The 20892-nt window shown below is 49.2% G+C and carries 17 protein-coding genes and 1 pseudogene; 7 read left to right on the forward strand and 11 right to left on the reverse strand.

The window, feature by feature from the left end:
• Positions 1–301: 301 nt before the first annotated feature.
• The 10 genes and pseudogenes from ACFPYJ_RS26730 to ACFPYJ_RS26775 all read right to left on the reverse strand — a co-directional run bounded on the left by ACFPYJ_RS26730 (position 302) and on the right by ACFPYJ_RS26775 (position 13003).
• Entirely contained in the window at positions 302–928 is a 627-nt protein-coding gene (locus tag ACFPYJ_RS26730) for an RraA family protein (protein WP_379191296.1), read from the reverse strand.
• Between the two features lie 36 nt (positions 929–964).
• On the reverse strand, positions 965–2926 hold the full coding sequence (locus ACFPYJ_RS26735; protein ID WP_379191297.1) for an IucA/IucC family protein: 1962 nt from the start codon (positions 2924–2926) through the stop codon (positions 965–967).
• Positions 2923–4773: an IucA/IucC family protein gene (locus ACFPYJ_RS26740; RefSeq protein WP_379191298.1), complete on the reverse strand. Its 1851-nt coding sequence runs from the start codon at positions 4771–4773 to the stop codon at positions 2923–2925. Before ACFPYJ_RS26740 ends, ACFPYJ_RS26735 begins: the two co-directional genes overlap by 4 nt.
• Positions 4774–4784: 11 nt before the next feature.
• A complete protein-coding gene (locus ACFPYJ_RS26745; RefSeq protein ID WP_379191299.1) occupies positions 4785–6065 on the reverse strand; it encodes an MFS transporter in 1281 nt (426 codons plus the stop codon).
• Between the two features lie 12 nt (positions 6066–6077).
• Entirely contained in the window at positions 6078–6851 is a 774-nt protein-coding gene (locus ACFPYJ_RS26750) for an IucA/IucC family C-terminal-domain containing protein (RefSeq protein ID WP_379191300.1), read from the reverse strand.
• Positions 6848–8614, reverse strand: a complete 1767-nt coding sequence (locus ACFPYJ_RS26755) for an IucA/IucC family protein (protein ID WP_379191313.1) — start codon at positions 8612–8614, stop codon at positions 6848–6850. Before ACFPYJ_RS26755 ends, ACFPYJ_RS26750 begins: the two co-directional genes overlap by 4 nt.
• Positions 8615–8672: 58 nt before the next feature.
• A pseudogene (locus tag ACFPYJ_RS26760) lies at positions 8673–10054 on the reverse strand (diaminobutyrate--2-oxoglutarate transaminase).
• 130 nt (positions 10055–10184) lie between these two features.
• A complete protein-coding gene (locus ACFPYJ_RS26765; protein ID WP_379191301.1) occupies positions 10185–10634 on the reverse strand; it encodes a response regulator transcription factor in 450 nt (149 codons plus the stop codon).
• A gap of 102 nt (positions 10635–10736) precedes the next feature.
• Positions 10737–12719 carry an AraC family transcriptional regulator gene (locus tag ACFPYJ_RS26770; protein WP_379191302.1) on the reverse strand — a complete coding sequence of 661 codons (1983 nt, stop codon included), beginning with the start codon at positions 12717–12719 and terminating at the stop codon, positions 10737–10739.
• 59 nt (positions 12720–12778) lie between these two features.
• Entirely contained in the window at positions 12779–13003 is a 225-nt protein-coding gene (locus ACFPYJ_RS26775) for a hypothetical protein (protein WP_379191303.1), read from the reverse strand.
• Between the two features lie 423 nt (positions 13004–13426).
• Here ACFPYJ_RS26775 and ACFPYJ_RS26780 point away from each other — a divergent pair, with 423 nt between their 5' ends.
• The 3 genes from ACFPYJ_RS26780 (at position 13427) to ACFPYJ_RS26790 (ending at position 17177) form a co-directional block, all read left to right on the forward strand.
• Positions 13427–14308: a helix-turn-helix transcriptional regulator gene (locus ACFPYJ_RS26780; protein WP_379191304.1), complete on the forward strand. Its 882-nt coding sequence runs from the start codon at positions 13427–13429 to the stop codon at positions 14306–14308.
• Between the two features lie 118 nt (positions 14309–14426).
• Entirely contained in the window at positions 14427–15713 is a 1287-nt protein-coding gene (locus ACFPYJ_RS26785) for a glycoside hydrolase family 27 protein (RefSeq protein ID WP_379191305.1), read from the forward strand.
• A 720-nt stretch (positions 15714–16433) separates the two neighbouring features.
• Complete coding sequence (locus ACFPYJ_RS26790; RefSeq protein WP_379191306.1) at positions 16434–17177, forward strand: GDSL-type esterase/lipase family protein; 744 nt, start codon at positions 16434–16436, stop codon at positions 17175–17177.
• Positions 17178–17199: 22 nt separating this feature from the next.
• On the opposite strand, the gene ACFPYJ_RS26795 is transcribed toward ACFPYJ_RS26790, so the two are convergent.
• On the reverse strand, positions 17200–17481 hold the full coding sequence (locus ACFPYJ_RS26795) for a hypothetical protein (protein ID WP_379191307.1): 282 nt from the start codon (positions 17479–17481) through the stop codon (positions 17200–17202).
• 510 nt (positions 17482–17991) lie between these two features.
• On the opposite strand from ACFPYJ_RS26795, the gene ACFPYJ_RS26800 reads away from it, so the two are divergent.
• The 4 genes from ACFPYJ_RS26800 to ACFPYJ_RS26815 all read left to right on the forward strand — a co-directional run bounded on the left by ACFPYJ_RS26800 (position 17992) and on the right by ACFPYJ_RS26815 (position 20795).
• A complete protein-coding gene (locus tag ACFPYJ_RS26800) occupies positions 17992–19347 on the forward strand; it encodes a cytochrome ubiquinol oxidase subunit I (RefSeq protein ID WP_379191308.1) in 1356 nt (451 codons plus the stop codon).
• On the forward strand, positions 19344–20369 hold the full coding sequence (locus tag ACFPYJ_RS26805; protein ID WP_379191309.1) for a cytochrome d ubiquinol oxidase subunit II: 1026 nt from the start codon (positions 19344–19346) through the stop codon (positions 20367–20369). The genes ACFPYJ_RS26800 and ACFPYJ_RS26805 overlap by 4 nt, the downstream gene beginning before the upstream one ends.
• A gap of 33 nt (positions 20370–20402) precedes the next feature.
• Positions 20403–20516, forward strand: a complete 114-nt coding sequence (gene cydS / locus ACFPYJ_RS26810; protein ID WP_379191310.1) for a cytochrome bd oxidase small subunit CydS family protein — start codon at positions 20403–20405, stop codon at positions 20514–20516.
• 123 nt (positions 20517–20639) lie between these two features.
• Positions 20640–20795 (forward strand): DUF6254 family protein, encoded by a 156-nt coding sequence (locus tag ACFPYJ_RS26815; RefSeq protein WP_379191311.1) that lies wholly within the window; start codon positions 20640–20642, stop codon positions 20793–20795.
• Positions 20796–20892 lie beyond the last annotated feature (97 nt).

Here is a 20892-nt window from a genome sequence, read left to right on the forward strand (position 1 = left end):
TCGTTTTTAGACCATTAAATAGATACAACAGACTAATTATAATAAAAGCCAGGATGCGCTGCCGCCGACACTGGAATCGGTTACATTAGACATAGCAGAATTCGGAGTATATGTTACAGCCTATATAAACAAATAATTGCTATTGCGTCTACTGTCCGCTGAGTGACAAATCCGGCGAGTAGTCCGGATTTCCGTAGGCCCTTATCTCAAAAATAACGATGAAAAACCCAGCCAAAGAACGACCAATGGCTGGGTTTGGATTTCATTACTGCCTGTTCAAAATCAAACCTCTGGGACTCTCTTAATCCCGGTTTGCATCGCAGACGTATGCTTGTCTGCGCAGTGCTTCTTTATGCTGTTTCTCCAAGGCAGCGCACCCAATTTCCACGGCGTCTTCCGGGTTCACGACAAACAGGCCGTCATCATCGCCTACGATCAGATCCCCCGGATGTATGCTTACTCCGCATACGCTTATGGTCGTGTTTACTTCGCCTTGCAGCTCAAGGGACCTTGTTGTCAGCGCGCTGATTCCTCTCGAATAGACAGGAAACCCAAGCCCAGTGATCGCGCGGACATCTGTGACGCAGCCGGACACAATTACGCCGGCGGCTTTCTTGGCCATTGCCGCATAGGTCCTGAATTCTCCCCAGCATGCCCGATGGTCATCGCCTGACATATCGACGACAAGAATATCGTTAGGCTGCACCAGCTTGAGCGCATGGCTAATTGCAGCAGAATCAATGTGCGGAATACGAACCGTAACTGCATTGCCGACCATTTGAATCGGCCGATAAAGCGGCTGCAGGCTGTTAAGGAAACCAAAATCGGTGAAATGGCCAATAGTCGAAGGACTGATCTCCCGGTACATGTCCAGCAGCTCCGGTGTTACTCCCTGTACTCTCGGCTGAATGCGGAACAGAGGCTTCACGCTCCTTTACGTTTAATTAATTATACGATTATTCATTTAGCAGCTTTTAAAAGGATTTGGCGCGGTTCCCTGTCCATACGGCATACTTCCCGCCACCTTGGGATGATGCTTCACAAGCGGACGTATCAGCTGTTTCCACGGCCAGGTCTCACTCGCAAATAAACCTTCTTCCAATACAAGTCTGACGTCATCCGGCAAGTCAGCTTGGAGCATCGCCTGCTCCAAGCATGCCCGAAGCTGAGCCCATAACCGTTCCTCTTGTATGCCGTAACAGCGGGATACACTTTCGAGGATTGCATAGCTGTTAACGTGGATGCCCAGCATTTGAAAAAACGAAAGCAAGCTGTACGGTGTCTTATGATAGAGAGAATCGGGAGTACCCGGTCTCAGCCGATACTCGGGATCTTCCAGTCCGTTAGCATGCAGCCACGGAACGTGCAGGCGCAATGCATCATGATCACGCAGCAGCAGTCCTTCAATTTGCCCGTTTTTCAAGATTAGGATCACATTCTGCCCATGCGCTTCAGGCATCATGCCGAGCTTGAACAACCGGAAACAAATTTCAAAGTAAGGCAGCAAAGCCGCGCTGAATAACCGCAGGACAGATGATTCACTTACCGCCGATCCTGTTATGCGCAGCCATTCGTCAAACAAATGGCCTTTCTTCCCGTCATCGTAAACCGCCAGGGATGACATCGGCATGAAACGGACATGCTCGTCTGCCGTTAATTCAGCAGGGTATTGTCTGACCATAGCGGACAAATGCCGCGGGGGATCGGCGAATAAGTCCCTGTTTTCAGGCAGATAGGCCCACCACAGCGTCTCATCGCACAAATACAGCTGTTCTTTTAGAACGGGGTCCCGCTCTAAAGCCTGTCTCATTAATCGTTCCGCACGCTGTCCGTTCATCAGCTTAATCGCCGACAGGTAACGAAGACCTCCCAGGGATTGGATCCCGAGCGGGATCTTGATATGCACATTCCCTCCATGATCAGACATCAATGACCGCAAGGAAGAAGAGGCATAGAATGTCCCCGTTTCAACGTTCAAGGGGATACAAATTCCATCTTGAAATTCCGAATGCAGCTGCTTCGGCAGTACAGCGGCCATTTGCCAAGGATGAACGGGAATAGGCATATACACCTCCGTACTCAGCCCCCTGATGAGCATTTCCTCGTGAACAAGATTTTGCTGTTCCTCGCCAAGCAGCAGCTTCATTGGAGATAAAGCCTCTATTTCAGCCGGCTTGTCCCTCTCTTGCGAACCGGTTTCATCCAAGCCGCTCACCAGATACTGTCGGTTCACCGCCATCCAATTCAGTTTAATCGGTTGGCTGAATTCTGCTGTATAGCGGCGGTATTCTTCCTCTGTGAAGCCTAGCTTGACCTTGGAGACGGGATGGAACGGCCGGTCGCGGAATGCCGCTTTCCGCTCCAATTCGAGGAAAGAAGCCGCTTGCGGTAATTCCAGAATTCCAGCCGCCGGCTGCTTATTCTCAAGAGACCATACCAGCTGCTGCACAGCCAAATTGAGCATATTCAGCAATCGGTCAGCTCCATCCGGGTCGATTGTAACTGGATCATCCGCATACCCGAGAATGATATGCCGCATCAGCTCAAGCGGTCCAAGCTCCGTCAGCTTGATCTGCTGATCCTCAAGCCGCGCCTCGTAAATACCCCCGGATGATTCATAGCGGTACGGCTGAAGAAATGCAGGATAGACAGGAAAAACAATTATCGACTCTTGAGCCGAATCCAGCTCCCAATGATAGAATTTGGAATGATCCGAATAATGAAGCTGCCGGTCTGCCGCAGCCGCCGCAGCATCTCGCTCAACCATTCTCTTCCATTCGGTTTGAGAGAGAAGCTTCACCCCGTCAAGCTCAATAAGCAGATTCTCCGCAAGCAGCGCATTGACCAGATCTTCCAGGACACGGTGCTGCACATCAATAATGGATGATCCGGCCATATTCTCGTTAGTGGTATCTACCTTTATCATCCTTTTGCTCCTTCATCTAACCGGTAATAATAGAGAGGGTTGGGCACTGATTTGGGTTCGACTTCGATGTCCTTCCACAGCCGCCTTCTCGCTAACTGCTCGATTCGAATGGTTTCGGAGAATAGATCATACCTTTCAAAATTAGCAGCATGCTGCGGATGCTTGTGCTGATAGTCGTAGATAACCCCGGCTATCATTGTCCAAAAACCCGTTTCTTCCATGCCGTACTGCTCATTTAAGAACATCCCCAGCTCGCTCATGCAGACAAAGAAAAACGCGCTGTGCACAAAGTCTGTTACGGCCGATAGATCATCTGTTTGCATAAAGGAATGGCGATTGAGCGCACGATGGTGGGCAGGCTCAAGATGAAGATCGGGACAAGTCTCCGGCTGCGGCAGATGTTCACGGGAGAACCGGAGTCCATCGTGGAAGTCCTTTATCGCCAGGCGTGCGGGATGACCGTCTTTGTGGATAAGGACTAAATTCTGGGCATGGGACTCCATCGCTAGACCGTGAGCATACAGCATATGAATGATAGGGTTCACCGTAATTTCCAGCAGCCGGCGTGTCCAGGCTTCCAATCCATGCTTGCGGACCCACGGTTCAATAAACGGCTGCCCGTCTCCAGCCATACTGCTGAGCGCGCTGAATGGAAGGGCCCGCTCCTCTTCGCTTAAATAGGAGTGAAGGCTTCGCCTCCATATCATGCCTAAGCTTCCATGCGCGGCTACCTGCATCGTAGACGGGAGCTTCTCGTATGCGTAAGAGATTCCGGCGAATTCAGCCAATAGAATAAAACCCAGCTCGCGGGCAGTGTCGTCATTCTGGATTAAGGACAGCAGCCAATCCGAAACCAGAGGTGCGTTCCTTACGGTATGCTTCGCTAATATTCGCTTCGTTGAGGTGTTAAGGATATTCAGCGACAGCTTCATATAGGGTTTGGCTTTGTTCGAGCGGTTAGTCCAGCTGCGTATGGACTGCTGAGCGCGGTATACATCCGTGCCTCTGCCGAGAAGGACGATTGTCTGATCAGCCAGCTGGCGATGAAAGCTTATTAGAATCATGTGCTCCCACTGCCAGGGATGCACGGGCATGAACCAGTAATCACCGGCATTCAAGCCTTTTTCCGCGAGAGAAGAAAGATACTGCTGATTGGTATGGCTTCCAAGCTCCTGTTGAATAAAAGTGAGATAATCTTCTCCATTTGCCAGTGCGAGGTGGCTGTGGGATTTGGAAATTGCCAGCCAGACCGGTCTTAGACCGGCTTTGAATTCCGGCCCGTATTGTGCATTTTCCTGTAAGCTGAACCCGATTCTCGATTTATAGCAAGGGTGGTAAGGATGGCCGTCCAGTTCAGCTTCTATGTCGTCATAATCGCGCTGGATCTCTGATGAAGAAGCAGCGGACTTCAACTGCTGGGCCTGCACATCTTTTGCCAGTGTATTCTCAAGCTCCTCAAGCAGCCTTATCAAAGCTTCATTCTTCTGAACCTGGCCGAGCACCTCCTCAACGAAGGAGGTCAAAGCCGCCGCAGACGGAGCTTCATCTCCCGCTTTGCGGCTAACCGTTCCCCGCTCAAGACGGAAGCGGCCAAAGCTGAATTTACGTTTCGCATGAAAATGGTATTGAACGGGTTGTCCTTCGTTTGTTTGACCCGGAAGAACCAGCTGACCTGCAAAGTCACGGGCTGCGGGAAGTCCTTGATGAGGAACGACAATCTCTTCGTAGAGAACCGCTTCGATCAACTGGCATAGGACCCTCTGCTCCACTTGGGCATAAACATCGGATGGATAAGCAGCGCTCCAATCCTTTTCTTCTGTCTGCTGCACGGGTTCTAATGTCTTCATTCCAACCTCTCCTATCCATTCATAATTTCTGCTGTGTCACGACTGCGTTTGATTTCAGGAAATATCGTAACTTTCATCCAAACATTGTTCAGCAGCAGAAGCACAGCGGAGCCAATAAAGATCATCGGCAGGCCGAATTGAGATGAAACAACCCCCATTGCGGTCGACCCTACCATGCCTCCAAAAAACACAGCGCAATTGACATAGCTGTAGGTTCGGCTCTCCATTCCTTCCGGCGCATAATGACGAATGAGCGCGTTAATCGAAGGCATCATCCCGCCAAGGCATGCTCCGGTCAATAAACGCAGCACGATTAACTGCCACAATTCCTGGACAAAAGCTTGTGGAATCGAGCACAGAACCGCACCGGATACCGCACCGAGTAAAACATAATGAGAGCCAAACTTATCTCCTAATTTGCCAAGCTGTGGAGCGGCGATCATGTTGCCTACTCCCATCGCAGCTGCGGTAATTCCGGCTAACAAGACCAGGTTATCCTGACTTGGAGCCAATTCCTGGACATATAGCGGAATAAAAGGCAAGGTGCCCACCATCGCCGATCGGATAATGGATGCCGTTACGAATAGAGGCGCAATCGGCTTCCTGGATACGATTGTTTTCATATCCTGCATAAACGCTGACTTGTCTTTCCGTTCTTTTATCTCAAATTTCTCTTTCACCAGGAAAATGACAATCATCGAGGCCAGAAGAATACTTAATCCGGTATAGAGGAATACCGCGCTAAACCCGAACCAGTCAGCCATGAGTCCTCCTAATAAAGGGCCGCACATCGTGCCTGCCACAGCTCCGGAGTGCAGGATGCCCAGCGCATAACCGCTCCGCTCTTTGGGCGTGTTCGTAGCAATTAAAGCGATCGCAGCCGGACCAAAGCCTGCCATCATTCCATTTAGCAAACGCAGCAGCAGCAATTGAACCGGGCTCGTGGCAAAGCTCATCAGCGTGATGGTGACAGCCATCCCGAGGCCCGAACGGACGAGCATGAGCTTACGTCCATACCGGTCCGCCAGCTTCCCCCATAGGGGTGAGAAAAGAAAAGCCGTCAGCAGGTTGGAGCCAAAAATCAACCCTGTCCATAACCGGACTTCCCCGGGATCGGTAAGTCCTAATTCCTGCAAATATAGCGGTAAAAACGGGGTGATGCAGCTCGTTGAGGCCATGGCCAGAAACTGCCCCACGTATAAAATGAATAGGTTTCGTTTCCACTTTTCCACCGTGAAGATCCATTCCCTTCTTCTTGTAAGACCGCTGCAGCTATCGAGAAAACGGAGCATTCCAATTCTGCATCACGATTTCACCTTCGGGCAGGCTGAACAGTACTCTCTAATGGAGGAGACTTCATAATAGAAGCAGCAGGTCTTCCGGATGCGAGCTGAAGAAGGAGTAGAAGAATCTGTTTTTGCGGTACCGAAGAACGTTGCCAACGGATTTTCCTTCTCCCCGAATAGCGCGGCAGGAGCCTGGCGTACCAGGTATTCGTAATCATCCTGCGCACGGCTGCGGGACTGCGCTTCACTGTCTGCCCGCTCAGCGATTCGTTTCTCGTACAGCGAGTAGACGCGGACAGCCGTATTTTCCCATAGAATAGCCATTGGGATATTGGCGGCTTGAGAAAGGGTTCGCAATACCGGTGCAAGATTGTCCGCGAAAAGCCCGTTGATTAAGCCTTGACGCCACTCCGCTCTATTCCCGGCCGTGGGCACGGTAACCTGTAAATCTGCCAAGCTTAGACCGGCTGCTCCAAGCTGTCCTTCCGGTGCTACCAGATGGCAATTCTTGAGCGATAAATCCAGGCCTTTGTCAAACACTGTCATTGCATACAAGCTGGGAGCAGCGGCTAGGAACGCATATCGCTTTGCGAACTGGGATGCCGTAATCATTCTGGATGGGGAGCCTAGAGCGCCCGTCAGCCTATCCAGATATGCCGCGCATTTGGCCTCATCCACCAAATCTGCCATCGAAATGGAAGACGCTTGTTGAAGCCGTGAATGGGTTGAAATAGGGTAACTTTGGGTCAGGTATGCCAGCTCTTCGGGTTTAAGCCCGGTCTTCTCTGTCATGAGTGCTCCCCCTTAATGGGGTTAGGAATATGAACGTACCAGGGGGTCTCTCCCCTTGATAGAAAGCAGCTTGTAAAATTCGCTTTTGCCGGCAGATAATCAAGCAGCAATAAATCGTCGATGTAGGCCAGCAATCGAGCGCCGGCTCTTGTTTTTTCCTGTTCAAGCAGCTGCCGGACAACGCTCCAGCAGTGTTCCTCGCCTTCTTGGCGATAAACGGCAAGCGTGTGGATAAGCGAACCCAGATGATTCACGAAATAATAATATTTCGTCCGGTGCCAAGCTTCAGATTCTTCATAGAGAACCGGGCTTTGATCGCTGATCAGCGTATGAATCCACCCCGCTTCGGCTGCTTTAATACGGTCGATGCTGACGCCTTCGAGATCGCGCACATACCAGCAGTCCGGCAGTCCATTCTTCATGGACAGCAGCGAATTCTGCAAATGTGCTTCAAAGCTGATGCCCTTCCCGGCCAATATCCGGAGGAGAGGCAGCATTGAGATTTTCAAATACTTGTCCAGCCAGTGCAATAAATCTGGCAGCCGTCCCTGATTGCTTTGCCTGATTACCTGAATGAGCTTAGGCTCTTCTTCTCCAGGGTAGCTCTCCAGCAGCGATGCCATTACAAATGTACTTGCTTGCGGCACGGTTATCGGCCGGTATAAAACGGCAAAGCTCGAGGACCAATCCTCCGAATGGGTTGCGAACCGGACGCTGCTGCTGCCTGTTTCAGAAAGGATTTGAAAATAATCCGTGTTTAGATCGTTCTTAATCCGATGAATCACTTTTGCCGCGTCCAGGGTCCGCTGTAATTGCTCCGGTGTATTCTCGCGCACCAGGTTGGTGATCCGAACATGAAGCGGCAGTTTGTATCCGTACCCTCCCACCGGCTCCCATACCGTTCTTACCGATGAAGTCGGATATACGGCGGGACCCAATAATCCCAAATCGATCATTGCTGACTGATCCATCATCGCTTGTACCTCCGGCAGCTGCATCACATAATTGGCCTGCCAGGGATGCATAGGAATCAGGGCAAACTCGCGTAAGTTTCCATCGAATTGATTCTCCGCATACGCGGCAGCGTGAGAAGGCAGCGCTTGCGCTGCCCCGTCAAGCCAATCTTCGCTGATGTACTCCTTGCGGATGGCCATATAATGTAATTGAAAGGAAGCGCCCATCTCCGGGCTGTATGTCTCCAGATCCCCATCAGCAAAGCCTTCCGAGCATTTCGGATAGGGATGAAACGGATGACCGTAATAGAGGGACTGTTCCGAACGGATGAAGTCCAGCCTCTTATCCGCTTGAGCCTCTCTGCTGCTAAAGTAATGTTCGATATATCTGCTCATTTTGCCGATACTGTTCTCGATGCGCGCTTTCATGATCGTTAGGTGAGCCTCGCGCTGATCTGATGCCTGCCGCTGGCTCATCTCTTCCAAGAGCAATCCGATTATGCCATGACTATCTATGCTCGGGAGTGATCCAGGTGCAATGATTTCGTGGAAAGCAGCTCCATAGGTATGCTGCCCGATTAGCGAGTAGTAGGTCATCGCACCCAAAATGGTTTTCCCGATCGATGGAAGATTAACAACGAACATTTCTCCTTGCCCTGGAAGTGAATAGGCTTCCGCGGACTTTTCAACCCGGGGATCGGTTATGCCGATTTCTCTGAGATAGCTATTCAGCAATGCGCGTATTGTCGCTTTCTCCGCAAGCTCCACACTTCTCACCGAATTGAAATCCTTTGTTTGCTGCTGCAGCATTCGTCTCACTCACTCCTTCTCCTGCCGGCTTCATTATCGCTTCGGCTCATCTGCCCCTTTAGGTCAAGGCGCGCTCTCCTGCTTGTAAATTCGCGCAGGCTGCATGGACCGCTTCACTGAATATCCCCACAATATCATCGATTTGTTGTTCCGTTATGATAAGTGGCGGCAAGAAACGCATCACGGCCGAATGCCTGCCGCCAACCTCCAGAATCAGTCCCCTCCGGAGACATTCCTGCTGGATACAGCTTGCCAATAACGAATAAGCCTTGTAATGCCCTAATTGATCGGGCTCCTCATTGGCATTGACGATCTCGACGCCTATCATTAATCCACGGCCGCGGACATCTCCGATTAACTTTACTTTGTTTTTAATCCATTTAATTGATCCCTAAGACGTTTGCCCAGCTGCTCCGCTCGTTCAGCGATGCTGTTTTCCTTCATATACTTCAGCGTTGCAAGTCCAGCCGCCATAGCCATTTGATTGCCCCGGAACGTTCCGATATGAGCGCCGGGCTTCCATGTATCGAGCTTTTCATGGTAAATCACAACGGACAGCGGCAAGCTTCCGCCAATGGCCTTCGACAGGACCAGTACGTCCGGGATAATGCCGGCATGTTCGAAAGCGAACATTTTACCTGTCCGGCCAAATCCCGTTTGAACCTCATCGATGATCAGCGGAATATTGCGCTCCTGGGTGATTCTGCGCATTTCCTGCATCCATTCAACCGGTGCAGGGATGGAACCCCCCTCCCCCTGCACGGCTTCAACGATCATGCCGCAAGGTGATACGATGCCGCTTTCCGGATCATTCAGCAGATTCTCAATATAGCGGCTGCTGATCTTATGTGTCTCCTTCCCGCCGATACCGAATGGGCAGCGGTAGGCATACGGATACGGAAGGAAGTGGACATCCGGGATTAATCCGTTGATCTTCTCCTTCTGCCCAAGCGTTCCGCTTAGACTCATCGCCGCATGTGTTGATCCATGGTAACCGCCTTGAAACGATAGTATGCTGCGGTTGCCTGTGGCTGTTTTGACAAGCTTAATCGCCGCTTCTATCGCATCCCCGCCCGTCGGCCCGCAAAACTGAATGCGTGCATGCTTCGCAAACTCCTCAGGCAAGCTTGCAAATAATTGTTCGACGAACTCCTCCTTCAGCGGCGTCGTCAAGTCTAGCGTATGCAGCGGCCGCTTGTTATCGAGCAGCGTTCTTATTGCATCAATGACAACAGGGTGATTATGCCCTAAGGCCAGGGTTCCGGCTCCGGCAAGACAATCGTAATAGACTTTGCCGTCCATATCTTTGATATGAATGCCTTCCGCTTCTTGAATCGCAATCGGAATACGTCTTGGATACGATCTCGCACTCGATTCCCTTGCTGCCTGACTTTCAAGATAGCGCTCGTTTTTGGACTTTAAAGTAGTTGAGACATTCACGGTATCCTTCCTCCTCCGGAATAGTACTAGATTTTTAACATTTATTGATAATGATTATCATTATCATAATCTAGTATTCAGAATATCAATAACCCCGGATCGGGTAAATTCTCCAATCGGATAATCTCGCCTATCCGATTGGATTATGTTTGTCTCCCATAAATGCTCCCCCTTCCATCATCTGCTTCAATACATAGATAAAATCCGCTCCCGACGCATCGATCTCCAATGCTTTTTTCATATTCTGAATATGTTTTTTTACCGTATTCACGCTCACGAACAGATCAGCGGCAATTCTCGTGATCGAGTAGTGATTGCATAACAGTTCGGCAATTTGCCGCTGCCTCTCGCTTAACGCATTCCTGATCCCCGCTTTGCCGCTGTCCTTCTCATCGGGCTTCGTCACCGCTCCCGGGCTGCGAAGTGAACCTTCGTACTCCAGGGTTACTTTCACGTATTCATTAATCTCCAGACGCATCACTTGATCGACAACGATCTGATGCAGTTCAGCAAGCTTTGCGCGATCCAAATCATCAGTTGAACTGGAATCGATCGTTAGCCGTATGTTGGTTTCGGCCATGCTCTCTCCTCGCCCTTCTGCAATAATCATTTTTGAAAAAGGAAAAAGGGAGGGGCTTATGCCTCAAGCTGCTCCCTCCCCATGATGATATTCTATTTCGTTTTATAACAGCGCTTTTGCGATTTCATCTACAACCAGATTGATAGCAATAGGCCCGTAATAACCGATCCACAACGTCGTGTTGAAGGTATCCACCTGATTCGCTTTAACAGCGCTCAGACCTTTCCATATGGACGTTTTCTGGAACTCATCCGTAAGCTCCGCATTCGAGTCATCTTTTAATAGAAAGAGATGATCCGCATTTAATTCGGGTAACACCTCAAGTGAGATAGACTTGCTTGTATTCTCGGCATCGACTGCCATTTTCGGAGCTGTAAGACCCAGATCCTTATATAGGATCTCAGCTGTACGATGAGACGTCGTATGCAGCCTGACCATCTTATCCCGCGGGCGAAGCAGGGCGACAGTCTGCCCTTTCAGCTTGCCAACCAGTGCTGCTTTCAAATCGGTAACCTTTTTATCGTAATCATCCAGCACCTTCTGCGCTTCTTGTTCCTTATCGACAATTTGCCCGACCGTAAGAAGCGTCGTCCGCCAATCTTCATTTCTATCGAGCATTATCGTCGGTGCAATCTTCACCAGCTTGTCATAGATTTTGTCCTGAAATTCCGTGCAAATAATCAGATCCGGAGCAGCCGCAACAATGGCTTCTACATTTGGCTCATCCTTGGTCCCGAGCACCTTCACATCAACTAGCTTATCCGCCAGATATTCCGGGAACTGCGTTTTATCGGTGGTTGCGATAACACTGCCTATCGGCTGTTCGCCCAGCACCATCATTTGGTCGATATACTGGGGGTCCAAAACGGCAATTTTCTCCGGCGTTTGTTCCAGCACCAGATCACCTTTAAGATGCTTAATCGTGCGTGGTTTGCTGCTTTCTGCTGCTACCTCCCCTTTGGCATTGTTTGCCTGACCGGTATCCGCCGTCTGTGCATTCACACTATTGGTTGACGAACCTCCTGAGTTGGTGTTTGTCCCTGTTGTACCCGAGCAAGCGCTTAGCATCAAGGCAAGACTGAGCACCAAGCTGATTGCTAATGCTGCTTTTGAACTTCTGTACATATGTATAGCCCCTCCAGATTTGTATTGATAATGATTATCATCATCAATAACACTATATCTTCTTGATCTTCCGGCAGCAATGGGCAATCGCGACAGACGGGATGGATTATGGCGACTATCAGCTGTTTGTCTTGCCTGTTCCTTGTATAAGCTGGGCGAAACACCTATGTATTTTTTAAACATCCGGCTGAAGTAGTAGCTGTCCGTGTACCCGATAGCCTCCGCAATTTCCTTTAACGGAAAATCCGTATCCTGCAGCAATGTCTTGGCTTTGTCCAGCCTCACCTGGATCAGATACTCCATCGGACCGCTGCCTAGCATCGCTTTGAACTGCCGCTGCAGCTGGCGCTCGCTGCTGTCCAGCAGAGCAGCCAAAGCCTTCAGCGTAATCGGCTCAGCATAATGCTCTTGTATATATCGGGCTGCCTGATTCACCAGACTAGGCCTCTTCGTTTCACACCCCTGCTGCTGCAGCTGAAGCAGCAGCTCATAAACAAATTGATGGAATAGGGCTTTGACATGCAAGGGTTCCAAATTCCCGCTTTGCTGCCACTTCTGATACATCTGCTCTATTCTCATGAAGAGCGGGATCGGATAATGCGGTGCCAGGCCATACTGCTCCTGGAATGGATTGCTTGATTGCTGCAGTCGCGCCAATTCCCGGAAGTTTGGCATTGCAATGACGGCTTTATAAAATACCAGATAATACTCAAATGGCTCCGAAACCTGTTCAATATCCAGAAAAGCCCCTTTATCGGCGTGGCAGACATAACAATTGTCCGCCTCAAATTCTATGTTATCCAGCAGCACCCGCGCCTTGCCGCGTGTGCTGAACAGGAATACGCTGGCCGGAAGCTGATAGGCGCTCAAATTTTCCCCGGGATGAAGAGCAGCACGCCGTACGTCTAGCACTCTTAAAGCCGCATAATTCCAAAGTAAGAGATGATGCTGAATGGACAACTCCTATCTACCTCCAATCTATCTATTTAAGTTTATTATATTGATAACGATTATCAATATCAATTAAAAAATAAGTCAATCCCGCCCCAGCCCTGCATGAATTTCCAATCCACAAAGCTGAGCGCGATCGTAGCCGGAATCGGGAGCAGCACCAGAATAAATACGCCAATAAGCATCGGGCTGACGAACAGCCAGCCAAAGAGCGTCTCACCGCTTTGCAGCGATCGCGCTTTTTTCGGCTTAACGAAGCTGCTGTCTACAGCCATCCGTGATGAAGTCTCCATGATAAGCACCTCGAATTCCTTTAGTTGAGAGTTAGTGGTGAAGTAGTTCTTATTATAGAGAAAACCGGAGTGTCCGCTATGACGGTATTTTGATCTTTTTCACGATTAAATTGACCTTTTTCAAGTTATTCTGCTAAATGGCCCCTCGCTGAGCTCCGCTCCGGACAACCATAAGTATGCAAGGAAGCGAAATTGGGATTTGTGATCCCTGTATGACAATCTCCATCCACGCGGATGGAATCTCCGCTTCCCGCTGTCTACAATGACTTTTTGAGCTTCATCGCCGCCATGAATTCTCCCGGACTCCGCAGAGGTGTCCTTGTCCTCCTGCATTTTTTGTGCCAAGCTGTTATTAGGCAGGACCAGCATCTGAGACATGATCAGGTTCTATTCATCCATATACTGCGGGGGTTGAGCAAATCCATGAAAGCTAACAGCTCGGGGACGTTTGGTTTTCGGTTTTCCGATTCTCCCCATCTTGCGTTGTGCAGCCTTTTTGCTGTGGGTCACGAATACATACGGGATGCGGCATACTTCTGGGACGGTTTGACGAGAACGGACGGCCCTCTCCTTCTTTTTCAATATACAGTGAAGGGAGAAGGCGTATTTGAATCAGAACACAAGATCCATCGAATGGATGCGCAAAAAGCGTTTCTTACTGAAATCCCTAGTGATCACCGATATTACTTTCCAAGCAGCGGTTCGCATTGGGAGTTCTACTTTCTCTTGTTCCGTCCCCGCCTCGTTTTACCCAATTGGGAGGAAGCCAAGTCCAAACTCGGATCAACGCCTTATCTTCCTGCAGGCAGCAGACCGGTCAAGCTTTTAAAGGATATTGTTATCGAGGCCAGTGCCGGACGAATTTCAGACCCCTACTTGGCATCATCTTTTGTCTATCAATTCATATCGGAGTTATGCCGCTTCTCAAGCTCCAACCAGCGCAATCGGGAGGGATGGCCGGAGAAGATCAGGCTTGCGGCACTTTATATTGAATCCCAATACGCAAGTATGGTGAGCTTAGACCAATTAGCTGACGAACTTCGTCTGTCTAAATATCATTTATTGCGGACCTTTTCCACAACCGTCGGTATGACGCCAAATGATTATCTGAATCGGATCCGAACGGAACGGGCTATGGATTTACTCCGCCAAACGGACTGGAGCATCGAACAAATCGCAGCACAAGTAGGATACTCAAGCGGCAGTTATTTCATTAAGGTATTTCGAAGATTTACGGGGCAGACACCGGGCGCATTTCGTTCAGGGAGCGACCAGTTGGTATATAACCGGTTGTTTTTTGATTGACATAACAGCAATTTTGTACAATTGACCCATCCATATTACTATGGATTTCATAAGCTATAAGACGATAATATAAATGCATGAAAGCAATTTAATTCAATTCACTATGGAGGAATCTTTCATGCTGCACAAGACGTATGCGCCTACCCCGCCTATGGGATGGAACAGTTGGGATTGTTACGGAGCCGCGGTAACGGAGAAAGAAATCCGGTGCAATGCTGAATATATGGCCGAACACCTGGCTTCTTACGGCTGGGAATATGTAGTTGTAGATATTCAATGGTACGAGCCAGGAGCGAATTCGTCCCATTACCGGCCATTCGTACCTTTGGAAACCGATGAATTTTCCCGTCTCATTCCGGCGGTGAACCGGTTCCCTTCAGCGGCAGATGGAAAAGGGTTCCGTCCTCTATCCGACTATGTTCATAGTCTGGGGCTTAAATTCGGTATTCACATCATGCGCGGTATTCCGCGGCAAGCCGTTCACAATAATACTCCGATAAAGGGTTCAGCAGCCACCGCGCGTGATATTGCGCACACGAACTCGATTTGTCCATGGAATACGGATATGTACGGGGTGGATGCTTCAAAAGAAGGAGCCCAGGCTTACTATCATTCTCTCTTTGAACTTTACGCGGAGTGGGGCGTGGACTTTGTAAAGGTGGATGATATTGCGGCTTCGAGGCTTTATGACACTCATACTTCAGAAATCGAACTCATCAGGAACGCCATAGACAACTGCGGACGCCCGATGGTGTTAAGTCTTTCGCCTGGTCCGGCTCCTGTCGATTATGCGGATTTCTTGCAAGACAACGCGAATATGTGGCGAATGACTGACGACTTTTGGGATTTATGGCCGCTTCTCCTTGATATGTTTGATCGATGCGACAAATGGCAAGGACGCCCGGGTCCAGGCTGCTGGCCGGACTGCGACATGCTTCCGCTCGGACATATCGGAATCCGGTCCGTTGATGGAGGAGGCGCCGACAGATGGACACGTTTCACGCGAGAAGAGCAAATTACCATGATGACGCTTTGGACGATTTTCCGTTCTCCCCTTATGTTCGGCGGCGAACTTCGGGATAACGACGAATGGACCCTCTCACTTCTTACGAATAAGGACGTTCTCGAGATGCACCGGAATAGTTCAGGAGCAAGGCAGATTATGCGGGAAGACGGCAAGGTTGTCTGGTCGGCCGACGGGACAGACGGTGTTAAATATGCAGCGCTGTTTAATACGGGAGATTCGGCAAGTCATGTATCGGTCACGTTGGAGCAGATGGATCTTCAAGGGGCGGCCGCCTGCAAGGAATTATGGACGGGAAGTAAGACAGAGCCCTTACAAGATACATTGAGTGCCCATATTCCAGCCCACGGCGCTGTTCTTTACCGGATCGAATTATTATAGCGCACCGCGCAACCAGTCCGCTGGATTGGCTGCCTAAGGAATGCAATAAAGCTCTTGTCATCGTCCGATGACAAGAGCTTTATTGCATTCAACAGAAAGCCGATACATGGAGGAACCGGATACAAAGCCGCTTCGGTAATACTTCAGGAACGCCATCGAACAATTAGAATGACATCGTTCTGCGTATTATCGTCAATCCGCCTCAATCAAAGCGTCTTTGCCGTCCAATCGCCATGAAGCTGCGGAACTGGGAGCTGAAGAGTGTGCGCTGCATGCGCCAGATAGGCGTTCTCCCAATTAGAACGATCGTTTCAATTTTCCTAAATTATTCCAATGTTTCAGCATCAACGGAACCTTCAACATATCCATATATAAATTCATTGTTTGTTTTCCCCTTCGTCTGAACAAACTCAATTTTAAAATCCGCTGATCGTAATCTCCCTCTCAGAAGCGTCCCCTTCCTAATTACAGAGAAAATCTTATCCATATATTCCCCGATGCATAATAAACTTATGCAGGAATATAGACAGGTCTATTGGTTTCAACAAAGCTTCCCGAAAGGTTCAAGGACAGCCTCGGGAGCCGAATCCCGAGCGTTATTCCGTTCATAATGAGGACTAAGAATTTAGTCAAGCATGCACACATATTCTGTAACAGCACAACTTAAGACTAATTCCGTTTTTTACGTGAAGGTATGTTGAAAAAGGGGATGGTGTAAGGTTGAGAGGGAGTTCTATTATTAGGCCGGGGTATTTTTCCGTTCGAGGTACTGCGGATCAAATGCGTCCTGTATACGATCGATATAATGAACAGATCATTCATAATCGCTTGCCTATAAATTTCGTTTTCATCGGCGAATCCATTACCCAATTTTGGGATGTGCAAACCTATTTCGGCGGAAGGAAAAATACGATCGTTAATCGCGGGATTTCGGGGGATATGACCTTCTTTATGTTAAAACGTTTTCCGGCCGACGTCCTTCAATTGAAGCCGAAGTATGTTCATATCATGGGCGGCACTAACAACACCTGGAGGATGGGTGCATTCGATCCACAGGAGAGGAAATCTCCGAATCAAATCTATTTCGAAACCGTTTCAGATATCGGTACTATGGTCCGTGAAGCCAAAAAATACGGCATTATCCCGATTATCGGCTCAAACTTGCCCACCGGCAAAGGAATCCCGTGTTTTGAATCCCAACCTCTTCTTTACTGCCGGGATACCAGTACGGACCTTCGAAATGAACTGCTCTTCCAGATAAACCATGGCACGAGGCAGCTTGCCGTCTATGAGACGGCTATTTACGTAGACTATCATTCCTACATGACGGATCGTGACGGTAGAACATTACGCCCCGAATTGGCCGATGATGGGCTGCATCCCAATGTGCTTGGCTATAACATCATGGCTGAAGTACTATACAAAACGTTGGCAGCTGCAGGAGTCGAAATAGGAACGCTTTAATAGAAACTGATATCCCTCCTGATCAGGTAGTCCCGCTTCCGCCGTTCCCTTGATTGCCAATGCGGTTAAACGGCGTATTGAACCGGTTGTTGTTACCCGTATTGAACGCACCGGCTCCGCCATGCTGAGTGGTTGTCGTGCTGCTCGCGTTATTATTGCTGTTAAAGTTTCTCGTGTTCGTATTCTGACTACTGAATGGGTCAATGACTGCGAAGTCTCCGACGTTAAAGGAAGCTGATCCATTCATGGTTGTGACATTGATATTGTTAATAGTGTTATTTGATGAACGGCGGACATTTGCCATGATATTCAGTCCTTTCGTTAAGCGTTGAATCTATTATTCTACTAGATTATGTCCTTTATCTTAAAAGGAGATTGATTTTCACAAAATAGGCTTGATTCTTCAATTATATGAGAGTGACTAGTAAAGAGAGGCAGTGACGCCTTATTCCAGAAACGTGGACACCTTCGGAACGACTTCATGACTAACAACTGAAGCAAGATCAACAATATTCAAACCCTCGTCACAATTATTGTGAAAAAAATCACATACATTCCTGAGAATCGTTTATAATACCCTTATAAGCTTTAATAACTAAAAGTACCTACATCACCGCTGAGAGGGATGGGATCTTTATGGCTCCTAATGAAGACTACAAACGGATTGCCAAACAAGAGAAGAGGCTTATCATTCTATGTATCGTGGTAGCAGCCATCATGCTGCTGTCTTTATCCAAGTACTTATTCAGGTAATACCTTTAAGCGCATCCTTTATTGTACGGCGCACATACTAATTTTCAGGGAGGGAAACTTCATGCTACTAAGCAGCTACGATCCAGTCATGTACAGCCGGATGTTAACCGGGCTAACGCTCGCTTTTCACATTATATTCGCCACGATCGGGGTAGGCGTTCCGCTTATGATTGCACTTGCCGAGTGGATCGGGATTAGACGAAATGATGAACATTACTTACTTATGGCACGCAGATGGGCCCGCGGCTTCGTCATTACAGTTGCTGTAGGTGTCGTAACGGGCACCGCTATCGGTCTCCAGCTAAGCCTATTATGGCCCAGCTTTATGAAGGTGGCCGGTCAATCAATCGCTATTCCGCTTTTCATGGAGACGTTCGCATTCTTCTTCGAAGCTATTTTCCTCGGCATCTATTTGTACACCTGGGAACGGTTCAAGAGCAAAATGACGCATTTCTGGCTGCTCATTCCTGTGGTTATCGGATCTTCAGCCTCTGCATTCTTCATTACGATCGTCAATGCGTTCATGAATGCTCCAGCTGGCGTGACAGTGAAGGACGGCAAGATCACTGATATTTCACCTTTCGGCGCCATGCTCAGTCCCGCTATGCCAACGAAGGTATCTCATGTTCTGGTTACGGCTTACCTGACCTGCGCGTTCGTGCTTGCAGCCATCTCTGCCTGGTCACTGCTCAAGGGCCGCAATCACGTCTATTATAAAAAAGCGCTTAAGCTCACGATGATCGCCGCCAGTGTATTTCTTCTCTCTAGCGCTATTATCGGGGATTTATCGGGAAAATATCTCGCCAACTATCAGCCTGAGAAGCTGGCCGCTATGGAATGGCACTTTGAGACAACCAAACAAGCGCCGCTCGTGTTCGGCGGTATTCTGACGGATGATAACGAGATCAAATACGGGATCAAAATCCCTTTTGCGCTCAGTATTCTCGCTCACGGACTGCCAAATGCGGAGGTAACGGGGCTTAACGATATACCGGCTGATGAAACCCCGCCGCTCTGGATCCATTATCTGTTTGATCTCAAAATGAGCTTCGTTGCGCTCATGTGCTTGATCGCTCTGGCCTTCTTGTTCGTATTATGGCGCAAACGTTCGCTTGCTTATTCGAACAAGTGGCTGCTCCGCGGTATTATCCTTGCCGCGCCGCTGGCGATGCTGACGATTGAGCACGGATGGATCTTCGCCGAGGTTGGGCGCCAGCCATGGATTCTGCATGGCATTATGAGAACTTCCGAAGGCGCAACCGTATCTGACCATGTCGACACCATGCTTATTGTTTTCGCGCTTCTTTATATCGTATTGGGTTTTACCGCCATTCGTGTACTTACGCGGATGTTCCGTAACAATAAAGCCGAGGATGAAATTGCGGCAAGAGGCATTGAAGGAGGCGGCAAACGATGAGCTATGAGGTTCTGGGCATTACCGTGCTTTGGATTTTCCTATTTGGCTATTTGATCGTAGCCTCCATCGATTTTGGCGCCGGGTTCTTCAGCTATTACAGCACCATAACCGGCAAACGCCATCTGATCAACAACATTATCGAGCGTTATCTCTCTCCTGTATGGGAGGTAACGAATGTGTTTCTTGTCTTCTTCTTCGTCGGATTTGTCGGCTTCTTCCCTGATACGGCCTATTACTACGGAACGGCGCTGCTGCTTCCAGGCAGCGTAGCCATTATCCTGCTTGCCATCAGGGGCTCGTATTATGCCTTCAGCAACTACGGAATCAAGAAAGACAGCCGCTTCTATTTGTTCCTCTACGGAGCGAGCGGGCTTCTCATTCCAGCTTCGCTCTCGACGGTCATGACGATCTCGGAGGGCGGCTATATCGAGGTCGACGATAACGGTCATGTAAGTTTCCTTTTCAGCAAGCTGTTTACGAGCACGTACTCATGGACGGTCGTCCTGCTCGCCTTGGTGAGCGTGCTCTACATCTCAGCCATGTTTCTCTGCTACTACGCGAATCGTGCCAATGATCGCGGCGCCTTCGAGGTGGTTCGCAAATACGCGATCGCTTGGAGCGGACCGACCATACTCAGCAGCCTGCTGGTCTTCTTCGCCATCCGGGGACATAATGCGGATCACTTTCAGCGGATGGAGCAATTTGCTTGGATGTTCGTGCTCTCCTTCGCGTGCTTCATCGTCGCGATCTATCTGGTGTGGACGCGCAAACGGCTCGGGCTGTCTTTCATCTTCGTCATGCTGCAGTTCGGCTTCGCATTCTTCGGCTACGGAGCCGGACATTTACCTTTTATCCTGTACCCTTACTTAACGATTCATGATAATTTCACAAGCGAGCCGATGGCAATTGCATTGATTTCGGTCTTCTTGCTTGGTTTGCTGCTGCTCATTCCCTCTCTTTACCTGCTTATGCGGCTGTTCCTGTTCGATGCCAAATACGTGCAGGGCAAAAGGGGCAAGTAATGAGATTACTTTAAGGAAGAAGGGGATTCATCTATGGAGGATTTTCTAATATTCGCGGCGCCTTTTCTCGTCTTGGCCTGTGCAATCGGCTTCCTGTTCTGGTTGGGTGGACGTAAGAAGAGCAGCAACGAGGATATGTATTCCTAAATCATAATAATCGAGCAGATCGCTGCATGATCTGACCTGCATTAGCTCACGATAATAGGGGCGTGCATTATTGTCCAATCGAAGGTTCAACCGTCAGGTTGATGGAAAAGGAGTGTCCTTTCTATGACATCGTCAAAGAATCGTCGGGAGAGCGCATGGAAGAGCCGCAAGGAAAATCAACAGCCGCATGGAGAAGTGAAGTCTCTCGCCGAGCTCTCCGATGAAGGAAGCTCCGGTGTGGCGGGCTATCAGCATCAGCAATTGAAGAATAAAGACTGACCCGGGCCCGCGCTGCCGGCAAAAAAAAGAAGGGGCTGTCCCAAAAGCCATAGGCTTTAGGGGCAGCCCCTTTCAATGTTTTAAAATCTGTAAAAAA

Origin of the sequence: Paenibacillus solisilvae, assembly GCF_042656405.1 — a bacterium.
Classification (GTDB): domain Bacteria; phylum Bacillota; class Bacilli; order Paenibacillales; family Paenibacillaceae; genus Paenibacillus_Z; species Paenibacillus_Z solisilvae.